The 18,557-nt window shown below is 61.6% G+C and carries 20 protein-coding genes, 1 pseudogene and 1 riboswitch; of the genes and pseudogenes, 8 read left to right on the top strand and 13 right to left on the bottom strand.

The features are described 5' to 3' along the window. Window positions 1–34: 34 nt before the first annotated feature. The gene (agp, locus tag P349_RS21455) at window positions 35–1,276 is read right to left on the bottom strand and encodes a bifunctional glucose-1-phosphatase/inositol phosphatase (protein ID WP_032648981.1); all 1,242 of its coding nucleotides are present in this window, start codon (window positions 1,274–1,276) and stop codon (window positions 35–37) included. 152 nt (window positions 1,277–1,428) lie between these two features. On the opposite strand from agp, the gene P349_RS21460 reads away from it, so the two are divergent. After that, window positions 1,429–1,872: a winged helix-turn-helix transcriptional regulator gene (locus P349_RS21460; protein WP_032648983.1), complete on the top strand. Its 444-nt coding sequence runs from the start codon at window positions 1,429–1,431 to the stop codon at window positions 1,870–1,872. A gap of 125 nt (window positions 1,873–1,997) precedes the next feature. Beyond that, window positions 1,998–2,792: an SDR family NAD(P)-dependent oxidoreductase gene (locus P349_RS21465; RefSeq protein ID WP_032648985.1), complete on the top strand. Its 795-nt coding sequence runs from the start codon at window positions 1,998–2,000 to the stop codon at window positions 2,790–2,792. A gap of 1 nt (window position 2,793) precedes the next feature. On the opposite strand, the gene P349_RS21470 is transcribed toward P349_RS21465, so the two are convergent. After that, window positions 2,794–3,153 (bottom strand): winged helix-turn-helix transcriptional regulator, encoded by a 360-nt coding sequence (locus P349_RS21470; RefSeq protein WP_024909625.1) that lies wholly within the window; start codon window positions 3,151–3,153, stop codon window positions 2,794–2,796. 100 nt (window positions 3,154–3,253) lie between these two features. Here P349_RS21470 and P349_RS21475 point away from each other — a divergent pair, with 100 nt between their 5' ends. Beyond that, a complete protein-coding gene (locus P349_RS21475) occupies window positions 3,254–4,003 on the top strand; it encodes an SDR family oxidoreductase (RefSeq protein WP_032648987.1) in 750 nt (249 codons plus the stop codon). A gap of 1 nt (window position 4,004) precedes the next feature. Here the strand turns inward: P349_RS21475 and P349_RS21480 are convergent, their stop codons facing one another. Continuing rightward, window positions 4,005–4,508, bottom strand: a complete 504-nt coding sequence (locus P349_RS21480) for a DedA family protein (RefSeq protein WP_032648989.1) — start codon at window positions 4,506–4,508, stop codon at window positions 4,005–4,007. Window positions 4,509–4,667: 159 nt separating this feature from the next. After that, window positions 4,668–4,837, top strand: a riboswitch (M-box (ykoK) riboswitch). A 60-nt stretch (window positions 4,838–4,897) separates the two neighbouring features. Here P349_RS21480 and P349_RS21485 point away from each other — a divergent pair. Next, a complete protein-coding gene (locus tag P349_RS21485) occupies window positions 4,898–5,899 on the top strand; it encodes a magnesium transporter (protein ID WP_032648991.1) in 1,002 nt (333 codons plus the stop codon). Between the two features lie 45 nt (window positions 5,900–5,944). On the opposite strand, the gene hpxK is transcribed toward P349_RS21485, so the two are convergent. The 7 genes from hpxK to hpxU all read right to left on the bottom strand — a co-directional run bounded on the left by hpxK (window position 5,945) and on the right by hpxU (window position 12,292). Then, window positions 5,945–7,183, bottom strand: coding sequence for an allantoate amidohydrolase (gene hpxK / locus P349_RS21490; RefSeq protein ID WP_032648993.1), 1,239 nt, complete (start codon window positions 7,181–7,183; stop codon window positions 5,945–5,947). Continuing rightward, window positions 7,180–8,421, bottom strand: coding sequence for a pyridoxal-phosphate-dependent aminotransferase family protein (locus tag P349_RS21495; RefSeq protein ID WP_032648995.1), 1,242 nt, complete (start codon window positions 8,419–8,421; stop codon window positions 7,180–7,182). The genes hpxK and P349_RS21495 overlap by 4 nt, the downstream gene beginning before the upstream one ends. A 13-nt stretch (window positions 8,422–8,434) precedes the next feature. After that, a complete protein-coding gene (locus P349_RS21500; RefSeq protein WP_008499843.1) occupies window positions 8,435–9,172 on the bottom strand; it encodes an amino acid ABC transporter ATP-binding protein in 738 nt (245 codons plus the stop codon). Continuing rightward, entirely contained in the window at window positions 9,153–9,809 is a 657-nt protein-coding gene (locus P349_RS21505; protein WP_071787484.1) for an amino acid ABC transporter permease, read from the bottom strand. The genes P349_RS21500 and P349_RS21505 overlap by 20 nt, the downstream gene beginning before the upstream one ends. Continuing rightward, window positions 9,809–10,474: an amino acid ABC transporter permease gene (locus P349_RS21510; protein ID WP_032648997.1), complete on the bottom strand. Its 666-nt coding sequence runs from the start codon at window positions 10,472–10,474 to the stop codon at window positions 9,809–9,811. Before P349_RS21510 ends, P349_RS21505 begins: the two co-directional genes overlap by 1 nt. A gap of 4 nt (window positions 10,475–10,478) precedes the next feature. Then, the gene (locus P349_RS21515; protein ID WP_032649000.1) at window positions 10,479–11,261 is read right to left on the bottom strand and encodes a transporter substrate-binding domain-containing protein; all 783 of its coding nucleotides are present in this window, start codon (window positions 11,259–11,261) and stop codon (window positions 10,479–10,481) included. Window positions 11,262–11,452: 191 nt separating this feature from the next. Continuing rightward, entirely contained in the window at window positions 11,453–12,292 is an 840-nt protein-coding gene (gene hpxU, locus P349_RS21520; protein WP_023311063.1) for a MurR/RpiR family transcriptional regulator HpxU, read from the bottom strand. 142 nt (window positions 12,293–12,434) lie between these two features. Here hpxU and hpxW point away from each other — a divergent pair, with 142 nt between their 5' ends. From hpxW to hpxZ, 4 genes are read left to right on the top strand one after another with little or no spacing between them, the layout of a single operon-like run. Continuing rightward, window positions 12,435–14,018 carry an oxamate amidohydrolase gene (gene hpxW / locus P349_RS21525; protein ID WP_032649002.1) on the top strand — a complete coding sequence of 528 codons (1,584 nt, stop codon included), beginning with the start codon at window positions 12,435–12,437 and terminating at the stop codon, window positions 14,016–14,018. A 10-nt stretch (window positions 14,019–14,028) separates the two neighbouring features. After that, a complete protein-coding gene (gene hpxX, locus P349_RS21530) occupies window positions 14,029–14,217 on the top strand; it encodes an oxalurate catabolism protein HpxX (protein ID WP_032649004.1) in 189 nt (62 codons plus the stop codon). After that, window positions 14,214–15,611, top strand: a complete 1,398-nt coding sequence (locus P349_RS21535) for an AtzE family amidohydrolase (RefSeq protein WP_032649005.1) — start codon at window positions 14,214–14,216, stop codon at window positions 15,609–15,611. Before hpxX ends, P349_RS21535 begins: the two co-directional genes overlap by 4 nt. Further along, window positions 15,608–15,994 (top strand): oxalurate catabolism protein HpxZ, encoded by a 387-nt coding sequence (gene hpxZ / locus P349_RS21540; protein ID WP_032649007.1) that lies wholly within the window; start codon window positions 15,608–15,610, stop codon window positions 15,992–15,994. Before P349_RS21535 ends, hpxZ begins: the two co-directional genes overlap by 4 nt. A gap of 42 nt (window positions 15,995–16,036) precedes the next feature. Here the strand turns inward: hpxZ and puuE are convergent, their stop codons facing one another. The 3 genes and pseudogenes from puuE to P349_RS21555 all read right to left on the bottom strand — a co-directional run bounded on the left by puuE (window position 16,037) and on the right by P349_RS21555 (window position 18,441). Then, a complete protein-coding gene (gene puuE, locus P349_RS21545) occupies window positions 16,037–16,969 on the bottom strand; it encodes an allantoinase PuuE (RefSeq protein WP_032649008.1) in 933 nt (310 codons plus the stop codon). Beyond that, a pseudogene (locus P349_RS21550) lies at window positions 16,857–17,725 on the bottom strand (aspartate/glutamate racemase family protein); the annotation flags it as partial. The gene puuE and the pseudogene P349_RS21550, both read right to left, overlap by 113 nt. After that, window positions 17,725–18,441: a GntR family transcriptional regulator gene (locus P349_RS21555; protein ID WP_032649012.1), complete on the bottom strand. Its 717-nt coding sequence runs from the start codon at window positions 18,439–18,441 to the stop codon at window positions 17,725–17,727. The pseudogene P349_RS21550 and the gene P349_RS21555, both read right to left, overlap by 1 nt. Window positions 18,442–18,557 lie beyond the last annotated feature (116 nt).

Here is an 18,557-nt window from a genome sequence, read left to right as displayed (position 1 = left end):
CGTTTCCCCCCGCGATCACGCGGGGGGTTCTCCTTTACTTCGCCGCGTTATTCATCACCGCATTGAATTTGTCGACAGGACAGAAGCCGTTCGCATCTACCGGGCAGCCCTTCAGCTCCAGCGTCACGCGCTGTGCCGGAGACTGCAGCGACAGCACGCTGGCGTTACGCAGCTGCTCTGAGCTCTGGTAGACATACTCAATTTTCATCAGCTCCTGGTTGGCATTTTTGTCGTGCCAGCGCTGGAAGACAATTTTGCCGCCAATCGGGGTGCGCTCCTGCTGGTCGTGCAGCTGATAGGGTTTGAAATCCAGGGCGGTGAGCAGGGAAGCAATGTTCGAGTCATGCCCCACCAGCAGGGTGATCTTAGGTGCTTTCGTCTGGTCGGTAACCAGGGTTTTATCGATATATTTCACCAGCGGCTTCGCCACGTTTTGTGCCACCTCGGTGGAGGTAAACAGCGAATCCTGATAGCCGTTCTTCAGCTTCGACAGCACGCGCCACTGCTGGTCGGTCTTGATTTCGCCCCAGGCCACCTGGTCGGCCGGGAAGCCTTCGTAATACTGCAGCGTGAACGCATCCACCAGCGAGTTGCCCACCTTCAGCGGCCCGGATACACCAGGCTCTTTTTCATAGTCGGCGCTGAAGGTATCTTTCGCATCCGCCAGCGAGCAGACTTTTTTCTCTTTGCACGACGGCGAGTCGGCGTAGTTTGTCATCTGCTCCAGCAGCTTGTAGCTGTCTGCGAGCTGCATTTTCTGCCGCTCGGCCTCCATCGCCTTCAGCGCTTTTTCGCGGAATTCAGGTGAGTTGTCGGTAATCACCGGATTGAAGATCGGATCCATGGTGCCCATTTTTTCCTGATGGTGCACAGGAACGTCGCAGCCCGGGAACGCGCCGGTGATAAAGAACTGCGCTGTGGCGACGGTACGCTGCAGGCTGTTGGCATAAGCGTAAACGCTATCCGCCGCTGGACATTCTCCCGTCTTCACCATCCCCTGCTGCGCCAGCCACTCGCGCATATAATGGCCCATATAGACTTCCAGCACGCCACCCTTGGTAGTGAGCTGACCGCCCGGCACCTCCCACTCCGGCCACTGCTTCGGCGTGGACTGCTCCAGCACGCTGCCGTTGTTGGCGAGCGGCGCGCGCAGGTTATGGCGACTCATGATTAAAACTTGCTCCAGCTGATACCCTTCCGGCGTCTCTTGCGCCTGCACGCCAAACGTTGCTGAAATGGAACCGGCGACTGCCAGCGCGAGTAGTGCTTTTCTCATCCCTAATTCCTCACTCGTTTTAAAATATCGCGCTCAGTGTGACAGATTCGTCACAATTTTCCGGGAAGCATTTCTCAAACTGATGATTAACGTGCTTACGGTGTGTACGGATTAGTTTTATAATAAAACCATACCCCACTGGAGAATTCGCTGTGAAACGTACCCGCCTTGAAGAGAGCACCTGCCCCGTCGCCCGTTCGCTGGATATCATCGGCGACTGGTGGTCGCTGCTGATTGTTCGCGACGCGCTGCGCGGGATTAAACGCTTCGGCGAGTTCCAGAAAAGCCTCGGTATCGCGAAAAACATGCTGACCACGCGGCTAAAACTGCTGGTTGATGAAGGCATCCTCCGGCTTCAACCCGCCTCCGACGGCAGCGCCTGGCAGGAATACGTCCTGACCGAAAAGGGGCGTGCCCTGCAAACCGTGCTGGTTGCCCTGTCCCAGTGGGGGAATGAATTTTTGTTTGCTGAAAACGAATGCGGCACCGTGCTGGTCGATTCCGAACAGCGCAAACCCCTGCGCAAACTGGCGCTTATCGCCGACGATGGGCGCGAACTGACGCCTGAAGAGATCGTGGCTAAACTCCCCTCCTGACCGTTCCCGACGGCAAAAGCACAAAATGATCGCCAATATGGTTGCATTATAAAACCAAATAGCAGAGAGTTAATTCAGTTTCATCTTGAAACCAAATAACCCACTTTGCTTTGAGGTAACACACGATGACTACGCAAATCACCACCGCCCTGATCACGGGTGCCTCCTCCGGGATTGGCGCCGTTTATGCCGATCGTCTTGCCGCGCGCGGTGCCAACCTGGTGCTGGTCGCTCGCCGCGAAGATCGCCTGAAAACCCTCGCCGCCGACCTGCGCGCGCGCTATGGCGTGGCCGTCGATATTCTGGTGGCCGATCTTACCGATGAAGTCGGGATCCGCGCCGTGGAAGAGGAACTGCGCAGCAATGCCGCCATTGATACGCTCATCAACAACGCGGGCACCGCGCAAATGGCACCGTTCCTCGCGGGCGAGGTAGCGCAGCATCAGGCCATTAACACCCTGAACACCACGGCGCTGATGCGCTTGACCTACGCCATCCTGCCCCGTCTGGCGCAGAATAACCGCGGCACGCTGATCAATATCGCGTCCGTGCTGGCCCTGCACGTCCGGGCGGGAAGTGCGCTCTACAGCGCCACTAAGGCGTGGGTACTGAGCTTTACCCGTGGGTTACAGGAAGAATTTGCCGACAGCAGCGTGCGTATTCAGGCCGTGCTGCCCGCCGCCACGGCGACGGAAATCTGGAGCCATTCAGGCGTCACGGTGGACGATCTGCCGGAAGGTTCGGTAATGACCACCGACGATATGGTGGATGCGTCGCTGGCGGGTCTGGATCAGGGCGAACCGATCACCATCCCGCCGATGCATGATGCAGGCCTGTGGGAGCGCTACGAAGCGGCGCGCCTTGAGCTGTTTAGCAGCGCACGCACCGGCATCCCGGCACCGCGCTACGTAAAGCAGTAACCTAACGCTGAAGCTGGTCGCCGTACTCGCTCATCCAGGCGGCCAGCGGCGAGAGTGCATCCTGCAGGGTTAACCCCAGCCCGGTGATCTGATACTCCACGCGCGGCGGGATCTCCGGGTAGACCGTCCGCGTCACCAGCCCGCGCTGTTCAAACAGGCGCAGCTGCTTCGTCAGCTCTTTCTGGGTGATGGGTGCAGCCGCCCGCAGCAGGTCGCCAAAGCGTACGGGCGTATTGAAGACAATCAGGCGATAGAGAATGGGGATCGCCCATTTGCCGGAAATCAGGTTCACAAACTGCGTCATCGGGCAGGTATACGCCTCAGATTTTTTTTCACAGCACTCCTCCAGCATTTCTGCCATAGCACACCTCTTGCCTCTTTAGTATCCATTTGGTACCTGGTTTCCTTTCGATACTAACGTTTCTATAGTGCTTTCTCCAGAGACATTTCAGGAGAAGAACATGGGTCGTTTAACCGATAAGTATACGTTGATTACCGGCGGCACCAGCGGCATCGGTCTTGCCACCGCGCAGGCGTTTATCGCCGAAGGGGCGCGCGTCGCCGTGACCGGACGCAACCCGGACACCCTCGCCGAAGCAGAGCGCATTCTGGGCGATAAGGCCTGGGTGATCCCAACCGATGCGGGCGATATCGCGTCGCAGAAAGCGCTGGCGGAAACCCTCGCCGCCCGCTGGCCGCGCCTCGACGCGGTGTTTCTCAACGCCGGCGACGTAACGCACGCGCCGCTGGAAGCCTGGCAGGAGGATACGTGGGATCGCCTGATGGGCATCAACCTGAAGGGACCGTTCTTTTTAATTCAGGCGCTGCTGCCGCTGCTGAATAACCCGTCGTCGGTGATCCTCTGCGGCTCCGTGAGCGCGCGCATCGGCCTGCCCACCAGCAGCGTGTATGCCGCGAGCAAGGCCGCCCTGCTGTCGCTGGCGCGCACGCTGTCGGCGGAGCTGCTGCCGCGCGGGATCCGCGTCAACGGCCTGAGCCCCGGCCCGGTGGAAACCCCGGCCTTTACCAAAACGGGCTTAAGCGACGAGGCGCTTAACGCGATGATGGCGGAGATCATCAAGCTGGTGCCGCTCGGCAGAATGGGCTCGACGACGGAGCTGGCAAAAGCCGCGCTCTATCTGGCGTCCGACGAGTCGAGCTACACGGTAGGAACGGAGCTGCTGGTGGACGGCGGCATGGGGAGTTTGTAACTCAAAAGGCGCTGATGCCGGTGACGATGCCGACATACAGCGCCGCCCATACGCAGGCGGAAATCAGGCTGACGGCGTAGACCTTTGCTGCATTCAGCCTGAGCATCCCCGCCGCCAGCGGGACGATGTAACGCAACACCGCCAGAAATCGCGACGTAAAGAGCACGATGACACCGTTCTTTTGCAGCTGATGCTGTACCCGCAAGAACTTGTCGGCATGCTTTGAGGTAAAACGCGTGACCAGCCGGGTGTGCCCCATCATCTGGCCGATATGGTAGTTCAGCACCGAACCCGCCGTTGCCCCCAACACCACGGCCAGCCACGCCAGCGCAGGATGCATGCTCGCCTGGCTGACGGTCATGCCCGCCAGCAGCATCACCGAGGCGGGCGGCAGCACGGAGGAGATCAGCACCGTCGACTTGCTCAGCGCCATCATAAATAACAGCGCGAACAGATGTGCCGGATACAGCGCAAAATGATTCAGCAGATTATCAAACCACGCCATTTTCCTCTCCTCCGGTGATTATATAATCCTCCATTAGAAATGAATGACCTTAAATAAACCGTCAACGCTTTATTAATAAGATTCTCCTAAACCGTTCTTAAACATTATTTAATTTTCCGAGCGGCAATATCAAATAAGCGTATTATTTCCCTCGTTTTACAACGATCTCGTTATGGCGAGGCTCCTGTACAAATACACGTTATCGCTCTGGTAGGTTCGAGAGAATCGACACAGGGTAAAACAGGCACTGTCGAATCAAGGCTTTGTCAGTATAACTTCCCTCACGGGATACGGTGTACAGTGCTGAACCCAGGACGTGGGGATCTCCTCTTCGACATGCCCTGTCTTGCTCGCCCCTGAGAGATTTTATTATTCAAAGGGAATTCACTATGTCTTACGCTATTCACAACCAAAACCTGGCATTCAATGACAGCGCGATCGCGCAATATATGAATACCGATTTTATTGTCCTCGATATTTCATTATGCGTGGCGCTGGCGCGCGAGCAATTTTTCGAAAAATTAAAAGACGACGATATTCCGTCTCATATTTTTATTGAAGACAATGGCCGCCTGGCGGGCATGATTGCCGTGCGTAAATTGCTGCAGACCGCCGACACGGTACAGCCGGTGAAATCGCTGATGATTTCGCAGTTTTTGCAGGTCAAACCGGAGGATGAACGTGCCGACGTTGCCGGGCTGCTGGCGCACGGCGGCGCGGACGTGGTGCCCGTGGTCACCCACGGCAAGCTCGTCGGCTGTCTGACCGAGCGCGAAATCGCCCATCTGCTGGAAGATGACGTCACCGAAGATGCTCAGCTTCAGGGGGCGACGCTGCCGCTGGAGAAGCCCTATCTGGACACCAGCCCGTATAGCCTGTGGAAAAAGCGCTCCGTCTGGCTGCTGCTGCTGTTTGTCGCGGAGGCCTACACCAGCTCGGTCATCCAGCATTTTGAAGAGGCGCTGGAGTCCGCCATCGCGCTGGCGTTTTTTATTCCGCTGCTGATCGGCACGGGCGGCAACAGCGGGACGCAGATCACCTCCACCCTGGTGCGCGCCATGGCGCTGGGGGAAGTGCGTCTGCGCGACGTTGGCCGCGTGCTGCGTAAAGAGATGACCACCTCGCTGATGATTGCCGCCACGCTGGGTCTGGCCGGATGCATTCGTGCCTGGATGATGGGGATTGGGCTGGAAATCACGCTTATCGTCAGCCTGACGCTGGTGTGCATTACGCTGTGGAGCGCGATTGTGTCGTCCGTCATTCCGATGGTGCTTAAGCGCTGCGGCATTGACCCGGCGGTCGTCTCCGCCCCGTTTATCGCGACGCTGATCGACGGCACCGGGCTGATTATCTACTTTAAGATCGCGCAATATACGCTGGGGCTGGAGTAACGCTGTTCCCTGCCGGGTGGCGCTACCGCTTACCCGGCCTACAAATTAACGCGCACCACCGTCAGCCAGCGTTCTCACCGCCCGCCCAAATGCCTCAATCGCCAGGGCAACATCTTCAGCCATCACCGATTCGGCCGGATGGTGGCTGACCCCGCCCCTGCAGCGCACAAACAGCATCCCCACCGGCCAGCGTTCCGCCAGGGCGATGGTGTCATGGCCGGCGCCGCTGGGCAGGGATAACGAGCGCCCCTGCACCGTTTCAACGGCCTGCCCCAGCAGATCCTGCAAACGCGCATCGCACGGCGTGGCGACGATACGGTAAAACTCCTCGGCGCTGAAGCTCAACCCGCGACGCGCGGCAATCGCCTGCGCTTGCGCCAGCAGTTCAGCGAGCAGCGCGTCAAGCGGGGCATCCTGCGGGCCGCGAATATCCAGCGAGAGCGCAACCTCGCCCGGGATCACGTTGACCGCGCCGGGCAGGCAGCGCAGCTCACCGACCGTCGCCACCCGGTTGCCGCCCTGCTGTCGGGTGATGTTTTCGATCAGCACCATCCATTCGGCGGCGGCGGCCAGGGCATCCTTACGGTGACTCATCGGCACGGTACCCGCGTGTCCGGCCTCGCCGGTGAAGCGGCAGTTGAGGCGGCGCGCGCCGTTAATGGCTTCCACCACGCCCAGCGCCAGCCCTTCCTGCTCCAGACACGGCCCCTGTTCGATGTGCAGTTCCAGACAGGCGCTGAAATCGTCCTGATGACGTGCCGCGAGCGCCACGCGGGCAGGATCGAGCCCCGCCTGCACCATCGCCTGCGCCACGCTGATGCCCTGAGCATCGCACGTCTCCAGCCAGCCCTGCGGCCAGGAGCCCGTAATACCCCGGCTGCCTAACAGGGTGATCCCAAAACGGGTTCCCTCTTCGTCGCCAAAGCCGACAATTTCTATGGCCTGCGCCAGATGCAGACCCTGCTGGTGCAGGCTGTCCACCACTTCGATGGCGGTGAGCACCCCGAGCATGCCGTCGTAGCGCCCGGCGTTGCGCACGGTATCCAGATGCGAGCCGAGCAGCACCGCCTGCGCCCCTTCCTGCGCACCTTCATAGCGTCCGCAAATGTTGCCCACGCTGTCCTGCCAGACGGTCATGCCCGCCTGGCGCATCCACTCCCCGACCAGCTGGTTGGCCTGCAGATGCTGCGTGGAGAGATAGACCCGTGTCAGCGCATCCGGGGTTTCGCTGATGGCGGCCAGCGCGTCGGCGCGCGCCATCACCCGCTCTGCCGCCGGGCTCATTGCGGCGTCTCGCGGCTATAGTGGTCCCACGCGGCCTGCATGGCGGCCCCCTGCGTGGTGGTGAATTTGAGGTAGTTCAGCACCGACTCCAGCGCGCTCAGGGTGGTCATCACGCAGTCCTTGCGCGCGTTATAGCCCATGGTGCCAATGCGCCACACTTTGCCGTGCAGCGGGCCAAACGAGGTGCCGATTTCAATCCCGAAATCCTCCAGCATCAGCTTACGCACCTGGTCGCCGTTGATCCCCTGCGGAATGACCACGCCCAGCACGTTGTTCATCTTGTGCTTCAGGTCGCCGAAGGTCTCCAGCCCCATCGCCTGAATGCCCTTCAGCAGCGCATCGCCGTGCAGCTTATGGCGCGCGATGCCGTTATCCAGCCCTTCCTGCAGGATCAGCCGCGCGCATTCGCGGGCACCAAACAGCGCGGTGGTGGCTTCGGTGTGGTGGTTCAGCCGCTCCGGCCCCCAGTAGTCCATCACCATGCCGAGATCGAAGTAGTTGGAGTAGATCATCTCCTCGTCGCCGTCGCGGTGGGCGTCGGTGCGAATGCCCTCCTCCACGCACTTGCGGCGGCGGATCGCCTCTTCCATCCGCGCGCTCAGCGTGATCGGCGACGTGCCTGACGGGCCGCCGAGGCATTTCTGCATCCCGGCCGAGACGGCGTCCAGCCCCCAGGCGTCGGTCTCCAGCGCGTTACCGCCGAGCGACGCGGTGGCGTCGGTATAAAACAGCACGTCGTAGCGGCGGCAGATGGCACCCAGCTCCGCGAGCGGTTGCAGCATGGTGGTGGAGGTGTCGCCCTGCACGGTCAGCAGCAGGCGCGGACGAATACGCTTAACCGCATCCTCGACCTGGTCTGGGGTAAACACCTCGCCCCACGGCACCTCGATGGTATGCACCTCCGCGCGGCAGCGGCGGGCAATTTCGCACAGCAGATGGCCAAAGCGGCCAAAGACCGGCACCAGCACCTTATCTCCCGGGCGAATGGCGGAGACCAGAATGGCTTCAATTCCCGCGCGGGAAGTGCCGTCCACCAGCATCGTCCAGCGGTTTTCGGTGCGGAACACCCCGCGGTAGAGCGCCATCACCTCGTTCATGTAGTGGGTCATGGCCGGATCGTACTGGCCGATCAGCTGGCTCGACATGGCGCGCAGCACGCGCGGGTCGGCGTTGATCGGGCCCGGCCCCATCAGCAGGCGCTGGGGCGGATTGATTTGCGGAAATTGTGCGATATCCATTGTTAAGTCCTTATCAGTTGAGGCCGCGCACGGAGGAGATGAACTGCTTCAGTTCCGTGGTCTGCGGGTTGGCGAACAGCGTTTTGCTGTCGCCCTGCTCCCAGACTTTCCCCTGGTGCATAAACACCACGCGGTCGCCCACTTCGCGGGCAAAATTCATTTCATGGGTAACAAGTATCAGCGTCATCCCCTCGGCCGCCAGCTGCTCCAGCACCTTAAGCACTTCGCCCACCAGCTCCGGGTCAAGCGCGGAGGTGATCTCGTCACAGAGTAATACTTTCGGCGACATCGCCAGCGCGCGGGCAATCGCCACGCGCTGCTGCTGGCCGCCGGAGAGGCTCGACGGGTAGTAATCCAGACGGTCACCGAGGCCGACTTTTTCCAGCATGCGCTGCGCCAGCTCGCGGCATTCAGCGGCGCTTTTCTTCAGCACCCGACGCGGGGCGAGCATCACGTTTTCCAGCGCCGTCATGTGCGGGAACAGGTTGAAGCTCTGGAACACCATCCCGACCGAGCGGCTGATTTCACGCGCCTGGGAATCCCGATCGGTAATGGTCATGCCGCCCAGCTTGATGCTGCCGTCCTGATAGCCTTCCAGTCCGTTGATGCAGCGCAGCAGCGTGCTTTTGCCCGATCCGCTGCGCCCGATAATGGAGATCACCTGGCCCATGTCGATATCCAGATCGACGCCCTTGAGCACGTGATTATCGCCGTAGTACTTCTGCACCTGATTAATGGTGATGAGAGGCATTGAATTTCGTCTCCAGATAGCGGCTGTAGCGCGACAGCGGATAACACAGAATAAAGTAGCCCAGCGCCACAAGCGCAAAGACCTTAAACGGCTGATAGGTCACGTTGGTCAGCATAGTCCCGGCCTTGGTCAGCTCGATAAAGCCGATAATCGACGCCAGCGCGGTGCCCTTGATCACCTGCACGGCAAAGCCGACCGTCGGGGCGATGCCGATGCGCAGCGCCTGCGGGGCGACCACGCGAAACAGGGTCTGGCCAAAGGTCAGCCCCAGACAGCGCGACGCTTCCCACTGTCCTTTTGGCAAGGCGCGAATGCTGCCAAACCAGATATCGAGCAGAAACGCGCTGGTGTAGAACGTCAGCGCCAGCGAGGCGGCGGTCCACGGCGAGACGTCGATGCCGAACAGCGCCACGCCGAAGAAGGCCAGGAACAGCTGCATCAGCAGCGGCGTGCCCTGAAACAGCTCGATATAGCCGCGGATGATGCGCCTCACCGCGCGCCCGCCCGTCAGGCGCAGCAGCAGGAGCGGCAGCGTCACCGCCGCGCCGCCGACGAAGGCCACCAGCGACAGCAGCACCGTCCAGCGTCCGGCCAGCAGCAGGTTGCGAATAATGTCCCAGTCGGTAAAGGTGGTCATCATGCCTGCACCCCCAGCCATTTGCGTCCCGCCGCCATCATCAGCTGGCGCAGGGTAATCGACAGCGCTAAGTAAATCCCGGTGGTCACCAGATAAACCTCAAAGCTCAGAAACGTTCTCGACTGGATCAGGTTGGCGGCGAAGGTCAGCTCTTCATACGAGACCTGCGACACCACCGACGAGCCGAGCATCACGATGATGCACTGGCTCACCAGCGCCGGGTAAATGCGCTGCAGCGCGGGCGGCAGCACCACGCGAATAAAGGTCTGCAGCCGGGTCAGCCCCAGCACGCGCCCGGCTTCCCACTGCCCTTTCGGCGTGACCTGAATGCCCGCACGGATAATCTCGGTGCTGTACGCGCCGAGGTTCACCACCATGGCCAGCAGCGCCGCTTCCCCCGCCGTCATCTTCAGCCCCAGATTCGGCAGGCCGAAGACGATGAAAAACAGCTGCACCACAAACGGCGTGTTGCGGATGATTTCCACGTACGCGCCCCAGATCCGGCTGAACCAGGTCGTGCGTCCGCTGCGGATCGCCGCCCCGAAAATCCCCGTTGCCAGCCCGCCGACGGTGGCCATCACCGTCAGCTGAACGGTGACCCACAGCCCCGCCAGCAGTTCCGGCCAGTGCGGCCAGAGGGCTGAAAAATCAAGTTGCTCAGTCATCGGCTCAGGCGCCAAGGTTTGTCGACAGCGGAGCCTTCAGCCATTGCTCAGACAGGCCGTTCAGCGTGCCGTCCTTGATGCCCTGCTCGATCAACGCATCCACTTTTGCCTTCAGGGCCGGTTCGTTCTTCTTCAGGCCAATAAAGCACGGCGAATCTTTCAGCATAAAGCTCGGCACCGGGGCTTTCGCCGCGTTCTGGCGCGAAATGGCCGCCACCACAAGGTTGCCGGTTGCCACGTACTGCACCTGACCGGAGAGGTAAGCGGAGAGCGTGGTGTTGTTGTCTTCGTAGCGCTTCACCTCCGCGTCTTTCGGCGCCAGGCCGGTCAGCACCATGTCCTCCACCGCCCCGCGCGTCACGCCGATGGTTTTTCCGCTGAGCGCGGCGGCATCCTTCAGTTCAGCCCCTTTCGGACCAAACACGCCGAGGAAGAACGGGGCGTAGGCGCGGCTGAAGTCGATCACCTTCTCGCGCTCCGGGTTTTTACCGAGGCTGGAAATGACCAGGTCCACCTTGTCGGTTTGCAGGTACGGCACGCGGTTGGCGCTGGTTACCGGTACCAGCTGCAGCTTGAGCTTCATCTGTTTGGCCAGATAGCGCGCCATGTCGATGTCATAGCCCTGCGGCTGAAGATCGGTCCCCACCGAGCCAAACGGCGGGAAGTCCTGCGGCACGGCAATGCGAATGGTGCCGCGCTTCTCGATATCCTGAAGCTGGTCAGCCTTTGCCGGCAGCTGTGTGAAGAGGCATGCGGCCCCGGCCAGTGCAATCAACAATTTTTTCATGGTGCTTCCCCGTAACGTTAACATGAAACAAAAGATTCTTTGAATGTGATTTTGCAACTAATGTGCCAGATAAGGCGAAGCGGGAAATATTGTTGTAAAGCCTGATAAAACGCGGACGGGTCGAAAAAACGTGCGTTTCTCCGCCCCACCAGCTGCACCATTTCAATGCAAAGCACCAGCCTGATGCCCCATTATCGCTGTTCGAGTTCGTCCAGCTGCTGGTAGAGGGAGGCAATTTCGTGAATGCGCGGACGGCCTTTATCGAGAATTTCATGCAGGAAGGCGTTCGCCAGCAGGTTGATCAGACTGTTGACCGAGGAATAGCTGTCATAGGCCGAGACGCTGTCCAGCGGGGCGCAGAGCTGCCAGCTCGCCAGCGGGAACAGGCTGTGCGCCTGCGGCTCGCACATCAGCAGCACCGGAATACCGCTGCTCTGAAGCTGCTGCATCAGCGGGCGGATAATGCGCGGGCGGCGGCGGAAGGCCATCATGACCACCAGATCGTCCGGCGTTAAATCCACCAGCTCCTCGCCCAGGCTCTGCCCCGGCTGCGGCAGGACCAGCACCTGACCGCGCGCCTGCAGCAGCTGCTGGCGCAGGTGCAGCGCCGCCGGATAGGCGTTACGCATGCCGATAATGACGATGCGCCGCGCCTTAACCATGCAGGCCATGGCGTCGGCAAACTGCTGCGCGTCGAGGGCATTGACCCACTGGGTCAGGTTCGCCATCTCCTGCTTATAGTGACGCGCCAGCAGCGTATTGCCCTGCACCGCATCGCGGTTATCGGTGAGCGGCATCCCGCTCTGGCGCAGGGTGCGCAGCTCGTCGCGCATGTCTTTATATTTCTCATAGCCCAGACGCTTAAACAGACGGCTGACCGTGGCTTTCGACACCCCGCTCAGCTGCGCCAGCTCGGCGCTGTTGTAGCTAATGAGATCGTCAAAATGGTCGAAAATAAAGTCCGCCACCCGCTGCTCCTGCGGCGACAGCGACGGGTACTGTGCTTTCAGACGTTCATCCAGTTGTTCCATAGCGCCTCTGTAACTTTTGTTTCATCACATTTTGCCTTTCATTCTACCTTTCATTATACGTGCCAGTTTACTGAAACTTTTCTTTCAGAACTGGAACAGCTTTTGCAGCACCTTGTGACCTTCAGGGTTACGAGGACTCCTCATGCAAAGTAATGTCTCCACACACGGTATGGCGGTTGCGCCCCACCACCTCGCCAGCCAGAGCGCGCTGGCCGTGCTGCGCGAAGGCGGCAGCGCCATTGAAGCGATGGTCGCGGCGGCGGCCACCATTGCCGTGGTTTATCCACATATGAACGGGCTGGGCGGCGATGGCTTCTGGCTTATCGTGCCCCCGGAAGGCGAACCTGTCGCCATTGATGCCAGCGGCGCGGCGGGATCGCGCGCGACGCTGGCTGCCTACGACGGGCTCACGCAGATCCCCCATCGCGGCCCCCGTGCGGCGCTAACCGTCGCTGGCACGGTGAGCGGATGGGACGAGGCGCTGAAGGTCTCGCGCGAGATGACCGACAGGGCGCTGCCGCTGGCTCGCCTGCTGGCCGACGCCATTGACTATGCGCAGAACGGCACGCCGGTCACAGCCTCTCAGGCCCACGCCACGGCCAGTAAATTCAACGAGCTGAAGGACGTTCCCGGCTTCGCGGAAACCTGGCTGGTGGACGGCAAGCCGCCGCAGGTCGGGAGCCGTTTTTATCAGCCCGCCATGGCCACGACCCTCACGCGCCTGGTGGAGGACGGCCTGGACAGCTTTTATCGCGGCCCGCTGGCGGAAGTCCTGGCGCGCGGCATGGAGACGCTGGATCTCCCCGTGACGCTGGCCGATCTCAACGCTCACGCCGCCCGACGCACCGCGCCGCTGAAGCTGCAGCATCAGCAGGGGGAGATCTTTAACCACGCCCCGCCGACGCAAGGACTGGTCTCGCTGGCGATACTCGGCATCACCGACCGCCTGAACATGGCGGAGGCCGACGACGCCGAAACCCTTCACCGCATTGTTGAAGCCACCAAGCTGGCCTTTGGCCTGAGGGATGCCCACATCACCGACCCGCGCGCGCTGAAAACCGATATTCAGGGTCTGCTGGATCCCGCCGCTCTGCAGGCGCTTGCCGACAGGGTTGACGACGGCCGCGCCGCGCCGTGGGGAGCCGGCAAAGGTCCCGGCGATACGGTGTGGATGGGGGTAATGGATAAAAGCGGGCTCGCCGTGTCGTTTATCCAGAGCATCTATCACGAGTTCGGCAGCGGCGTGGTGCTGCCCGATACCGGCATCGTCTGGCAGAACCGGGGCGCATCGTTCAGTCTCGATCCCGCCCATCTTCTGGCCCTCGCGCCGGGCAAACAGCCTTTCCACACCCTGAACCCGGCGGCGGCGCGTCTGAAGGACGGTCGCGTGATGGTCTACGGATCGATGGGCGGCGACGGGCAGCCGCAAACCCAGGCCGCGCTCTTTACACGCTACGTTGTTCAGGGCGTCCCCCTGCAGGAGAGCATCACCCGCCCGCGCTGGCTGCTGGGACGTACCTGGGGACAAACCTCGGACACCTTAAAGCTTGAAGGGCGTTTTTCACCCGAGACGGTCGCGCGCCTGCAGGCCCTCGGTCACGAGGTGGAGCTTTTTCCTGACTTTAGTGAAGCCATGGGCCACGCGGGCGCCATTGTTCGCCACCCCAACGGGCTGTTCGAAGGGGCATTTGACCCGCGCAGCAACGGCGCGACAGCCGGATTCTGAGGAGAAAAAAATGACGACACCACAACCCGACTGGCAGGCCTATCTGGCGCAAATGGAAACCGTGCTCGGCGTTGAGCTGGACGATGCCCGCCGCGCCGAGCTGCAGCTGCAGTTCAGCCGCATTGCCAGCATGGCCGCTCCGCTGATGGCGCTGCCGCTCGACGGCCGTCTGGAGATCGCAGGAGTGTATAAAGCATGAGGCTACACGAGATGAGTATCGGCGCGATCCAGCAGGCGCTGAACGCGGGAGAGCTGAGCGCTCGTGAGATTGCCCGCCAGACGCTGGAGGCGATTGCGCGCGTGAACCCACAGATCAATGCCTGGACCGCCGTGACCGAAGAACGCATGCTCGCCGAAGCCGAGAACATCGACACTCTGCGCCGCGAGAAGCGCCCTCTGCCGCCGCTGGCGGGCGTGCCCTACGCGGTGAAAAACCTGTTCGACGTTGCCGGCCACACCACTCTCGCCGGGGCCGAGCTGTTCAGCCAGCGCCCTGCTGCTGCCGCTGACAGTTTCGCGGTGCGCCAGCTGCGCAGCGCGGGCGGGCTGCTGACCGGGATGGTGAATATGGACGCCTACGCCTACGGCTTTACCACCGAAAACAGCCACTACGGCACGACGCGTAACCCGCACGACCTGGCGCGCATTGCGGGCGGGTCGTCCGGCGGCTCGGCCGCCGCCGTGGCCGCCGGGCTGGTGCACTTCTCGCTCGGCACCGACACCAACGGCTCAATTCGCGTTCCGGCCTCCCTGTGCGGCATCTATGGCCTGAAGCCCACCTTTGGCCGCCTGTCGCGATCCGGCAGCCATCCGTTTGTCGCAAGCCTGGATCATATCGGCCCCTTTGCCCGCCGCGTGTGCGACCTGGCGTCCGTGTACGACGCGCTGCAGGGGCGGGACAGCAGCGACGGTTTTCAGGCAGAGAGCTCCCGCGAGCAGACGCGCCCCCTGCTCGATCGCGGGCTTGACGGCCTGCGCTGCGCGGTGCTCGGCGGCTACTTCACCACCTGGTGCGACACGGACGCCAGAGACGCCGTGGCGCGGGTGGCGAAGGCGCTCGATGTGCAGGATGAGCTGCAGTTCCCGGACGCCGAGCTGGCGCGCTCTGCGGCGTTTATCATCAGCGCCTCGGAAGGGGGAAACCAGTACCTGCCCGCGCTTCGCCGCGAGCCCGAGCGCTTTGAGCCGCACTCCCGCGAACGCCTGCTGGCCGGGGCGATGATCCCCTCCGCCTGGTATATTCAGGCCCAGCGGTTCCGCGCACACGCCCGGCAGGCGTTTAAAACCCTGTTCGCGCAGGCCGACGTGCTGATCGCCCCGGCCACCCCGCGCAGCGCCACGCTGGCGGGCGAGCAGACCATGGAAATTAACGGTCAGCTGCTGCCCATTCGCGCCAGCATGGGGATGCTGACTCAGCCAATTTCGTTTTTGGGCCTGCCCGTGACCACCGTTCCGCTGCGTACCGCGCAGGGTGCGCCTATCGGCCTGCAGCTGATTGCCGCGCCGTTTAACGAGCAGGCCTGCCTGCGCGTCGCGCGGGTTCTGGAGGAGAGCGGCATCACCGATGCCCGTCCGGCGGAGATAGCAGCATGATGAATCACGATGATATTAACCTCCCGTGGGTGGTTGCCGAGGTGACCGCCGCGTTTTACCGCTATGAAGACGCGCTGGTCAGCAACAACGTTGCGGTGCTGGACGAGCTGTTCTGGCACGACAAAAACACGGTGCGGCTGGGGGCGGGTGAAAACCTGTACGGGATTGATGAAATCCGCGCCTTTCGTGCGGCGCGCCCCGCCGCCGGGCTGCAGCGGACGCTGCGCCACACCGTCATCACCACCTTCGGAGAGGATTATGCCGTGTGCAGCACCGAGTTTACACGGGAGAGCACGGAACGCATTGGCCGCCAGCAGCAGACGTGGGTACGGTTTGCCTATGGGTGGCGGATCGTGGCGGCGCAGGTGAGTTTGATGTCGTAGGCCGGGTAAGGCGCAGCCGCCACCCGGCGAAACATCGCACACTTACTTCTGAAACGGATGCACCTCCCGCCAGTGGTCGGCAATCTGCTGGCGGGTACAGACCCACACCCGCTCGTGCTGCTGCACATAATCCAGGAACCGCTGCAGCGCGCGAAAACGCCCCGGTCGCCCCAGCAGGCGGCAGTGCATGCCGATGGACATCATCTTCGGGGCGCTTTCCCCCTCTTCGTACAGCACGTCAAAACTGTCCTTCAGATACGTATAAAACTGCTCGGCGGTGTTAAACCCCTGCGCGGTCGCGAAGCGCATGTCGTTCGCATCCAGCGTATAGGGCACAATCAGGTGCGGTTTGCGGGCGCCGTCGCCGCAGGCCACTTCCGTCCAGAAGGGCAAATCGTCGCCGTAGTAGTCGCTGTCGTAGTCGAAGCCGCCGTGCTCCACCACCAGCTGGCGGGTGTTGGGACTGTCGCGCCCGGTGTACCAGCCCGTCGGCGGCTTGCCGAACAGGTCGGTCAGCACCTGTACCGCTTTGCGCAGGTGTTCGCGCTCCTGTTGGATATCCATGTGCTGATAGTGGATCCAGCGCCAGCCGTGGCTGACCACGTCGTAATCCGCCGCCTTGATTGCCTCGACGATCTCCGGGTGACGCGCCAGCGCCATCGCCACGCCGAAGACCGTCAGCGGCAGGCCGCGTTTCTGAAATTCATTGTGGATCCGCCAGAACCCGGCGCGGCTGCCGTATTCGTAGAGGGAGTCCATCGACATGTGTCTGTCCGGATAGCTGGCCGCGCCGATGATGTCCGACAGGAACTGCTCGGACCCGGCATCGCCGTGCAGAACGTGGTTTTCCGCCCCTTCTTCGTAATTGAGCACAAACTGCACGGCGATGCGCGCCTGATTCGGCCACCGCGCGTGCGGCGGGTTTCCCGTGTAGCCGCGCAGATCCCGCGGATAATCCTGTTCGAAAAGCCCCATTGCCACCCCCAAAAATTAAAATGAATTCAATGCCTGAAAATGCCCGCTTAACGGTTTGTTCTCCGGGAACGCCAGATCCCCGTGCTTGCTGGTCGACAGCCCCAGCGCCACCAGCGATTCCACCATCTTCACCGCCGCGCTGACGCCGTCGATCACCGGCACGCGCAGCTCGCGGGTCAGCTCCTGCGCCAGGGTCGCCATGCCGCCGCAACCCAGCACGATGGCGCCGCAGCCGTCCTCTTTCAGCGCCTGTATACAGCGCGCGCGCACTTTTTCCTGCGCCAGACCACTGCCGTCTTCCAGCGCCAGTACCGGAAGGTCGATGGCATGCAGCGCCGCGCAATGGTCCTGAAAGCCATACTGGTACAGCAGATGACGGGCAATAATCAGCGTGCGCGGCAGCGTGGTGACCACCGAAAAGCGCGTCGCGACCAGCGTCGCCATATGCATAGCGGCTTCGGCGATGCCGATAACCGGCCCCTGCGCCAGCTCGCGCGCCGCCAGCAGGCCCGGATCGCCAAAGCAGGCGATCACGTGACCGTCCACGCCCTGCTCCCTGCCTTTTTTGATCTGTTCCAGGACACCAACGGCGGCGATGGCCTCATCAAAGTGGCCTTCTATAGACGGCACGCCCGCGCTCGGGCAGACCGCGAGGATCTCCGTCCCGGGTGCCGCCACCGCGCGGGCCGCCGCGCCGATGGTTTCCGTCATCGCGAGGCTGGTGTTGGGGTTGATCACTTGTATACAGACAGACATTACGACTCCTTGTGGCCGGCAAACAGCCGGGCAAAATCAGGCAGGCACTCGCCCGCCCGCTCGAAGCAGAGGCTGGCGACAATATGTTCAAAATGGTGCATTAGGGCATCGCTTAATGGCTCAAGCGCTTTCTGGCGCAGCAGATCCACCAGCTGTTCGTGATCGTTGCAGCGGCAGCCCTGACGCCACGGCGCGCCCCAGGTGGCGATCACCAGCGACGAGCGCTGGCTCAGGCCGGTCACCATCTCAGTGATCACCTGGTTGCCGGAGATGGCCTGCAGCTGAATGTGGAAATTGGCGGAGTGGCGAATCGCCGCCGGACCGTCATAGGCCTCGTGCGCCTGCTGTTCCTGGCGAATAATGGTCTCCAGCGCGGCAAGATGCGGCGGCTGGCAGTGCGCCAGCACGTCCGACAGGTTGGCGACCTCCAGCAGGGCGCGGGTGCGGAAGATGTGCCTCGCCTCTTCCACCGTCGGGCTGGCGACGTGTGCACCACGCTTGGGCGTCAGGGTGACCATTTGCACAGCGGCGAGTCGTTGAAGCACCTTGCGGATGCCCGTGCGGCTCACGCCAAAGACCTCGGCCAGCGCCTCTTCCGGCAGTTTGCTCCCCGGCAGCAGCTGGTGTTCGACAATTGCGGTCATCAGCGCCTGAAAGATCGATTCGTCTTTGTCATGCAGGTCTGGCGCGGTCTGCAGGGCGTTTATGTTGTTCATTTACCACTCCGAATTTTACTTTCCGTTATCGAATCGTATACATAAAAATAAAATATTGCATACAAGATTTATTATTTTGGCCTGGATCCTGCAACACCGTTTGCACTCCCACTCAA

The organism is Enterobacter sp. DC4 (assembly GCF_000568095.1).
Taxonomy (GTDB): Bacteria; Pseudomonadota; Gammaproteobacteria; order Enterobacterales; family Enterobacteriaceae; genus Enterobacter; species Enterobacter pseudoroggenkampii.
The sequence above is the reverse complement of the archived record's forward strand: the minus strand, read 5'-3'. Positions and strand labels throughout refer to the sequence as shown.

Excerpts from the sequence above, each read along its gene's own strand:
- P349_RS21510 (WP_032648997.1), bottom strand. The coding sequence starts at position 10,474 with ATGACTGAGCAACTTGATTTTTCAGCCCTCTGGCCGCACTGGCCGGAA.
- P349_RS21555 (WP_032649012.1), bottom strand. The coding sequence starts at position 18,441 with ATGAACAACATAAACGCCCTGCAGACCGCGCCAGACCTGCATGACAAA.
- hpxZ (WP_032649007.1), top strand. The coding sequence starts at position 15,608 with ATGATGAATCACGATGATATTAACCTCCCGTGGGTGGTTGCCGAGGTG.
- P349_RS21535 (WP_032649005.1), top strand. The coding sequence starts at position 14,214 with ATGAGGCTACACGAGATGAGTATCGGCGCGATCCAGCAGGCGCTGAAC.
- P349_RS21495 (WP_032648995.1), bottom strand. The coding sequence starts at position 8,421 with ATGGATATCGCACAATTTCCGCAAATCAATCCGCCCCAGCGCCTGCTG.
- agp (WP_032648981.1), bottom strand. The coding sequence starts at position 1,276 with ATGAGAAAAGCACTACTCGCGCTGGCAGTCGCCGGTTCCATTTCAGCA.
- P349_RS21500 (WP_008499843.1), bottom strand. The coding sequence starts at position 9,172 with ATGCCTCTCATCACCATTAATCAGGTGCAGAAGTACTACGGCGATAAT.
- P349_RS21485 (WP_032648991.1), top strand. The coding sequence starts at position 4,898 with ATGTCTTACGCTATTCACAACCAAAACCTGGCATTCAATGACAGCGCG.
- P349_RS21480 (WP_032648989.1), bottom strand. The coding sequence starts at position 4,508 with ATGGCGTGGTTTGATAATCTGCTGAATCATTTTGCGCTGTATCCGGCA.
- hpxK (WP_032648993.1), bottom strand. The coding sequence starts at position 7,183 with ATGAGCCCGGCGGCAGAGCGGGTGATGGCGCGCGCCGACGCGCTGGCC.
- P349_RS21475 (WP_032648987.1), top strand. The coding sequence starts at position 3,254 with ATGGGTCGTTTAACCGATAAGTATACGTTGATTACCGGCGGCACCAGC.
- P349_RS21470 (WP_024909625.1), bottom strand. The coding sequence starts at position 3,153 with ATGGCAGAAATGCTGGAGGAGTGCTGTGAAAAAAAATCTGAGGCGTAT.
- puuE (WP_032649008.1), bottom strand. The coding sequence starts at position 16,969 with ATGGGGCTTTTCGAACAGGATTATCCGCGGGATCTGCGCGGCTACACG.
- P349_RS21505 (WP_071787484.1), bottom strand. The coding sequence starts at position 9,809 with ATGACCACCTTTACCGACTGGGACATTATTCGCAACCTGCTGCTGGCC.
- P349_RS21515 (WP_032649000.1), bottom strand. The coding sequence starts at position 11,261 with ATGAAAAAATTGTTGATTGCACTGGCCGGGGCCGCATGCCTCTTCACA.
- P349_RS21465 (WP_032648985.1), top strand. The coding sequence starts at position 1,998 with ATGACTACGCAAATCACCACCGCCCTGATCACGGGTGCCTCCTCCGGG.
- hpxX (WP_032649004.1), top strand. The coding sequence starts at position 14,029 with ATGACGACACCACAACCCGACTGGCAGGCCTATCTGGCGCAAATGGAA.
- hpxU (WP_023311063.1), bottom strand. The coding sequence starts at position 12,292 with ATGGAACAACTGGATGAACGTCTGAAAGCACAGTACCCGTCGCTGTCG.
- hpxW (WP_032649002.1), top strand. The coding sequence starts at position 12,435 with ATGCAAAGTAATGTCTCCACACACGGTATGGCGGTTGCGCCCCACCAC.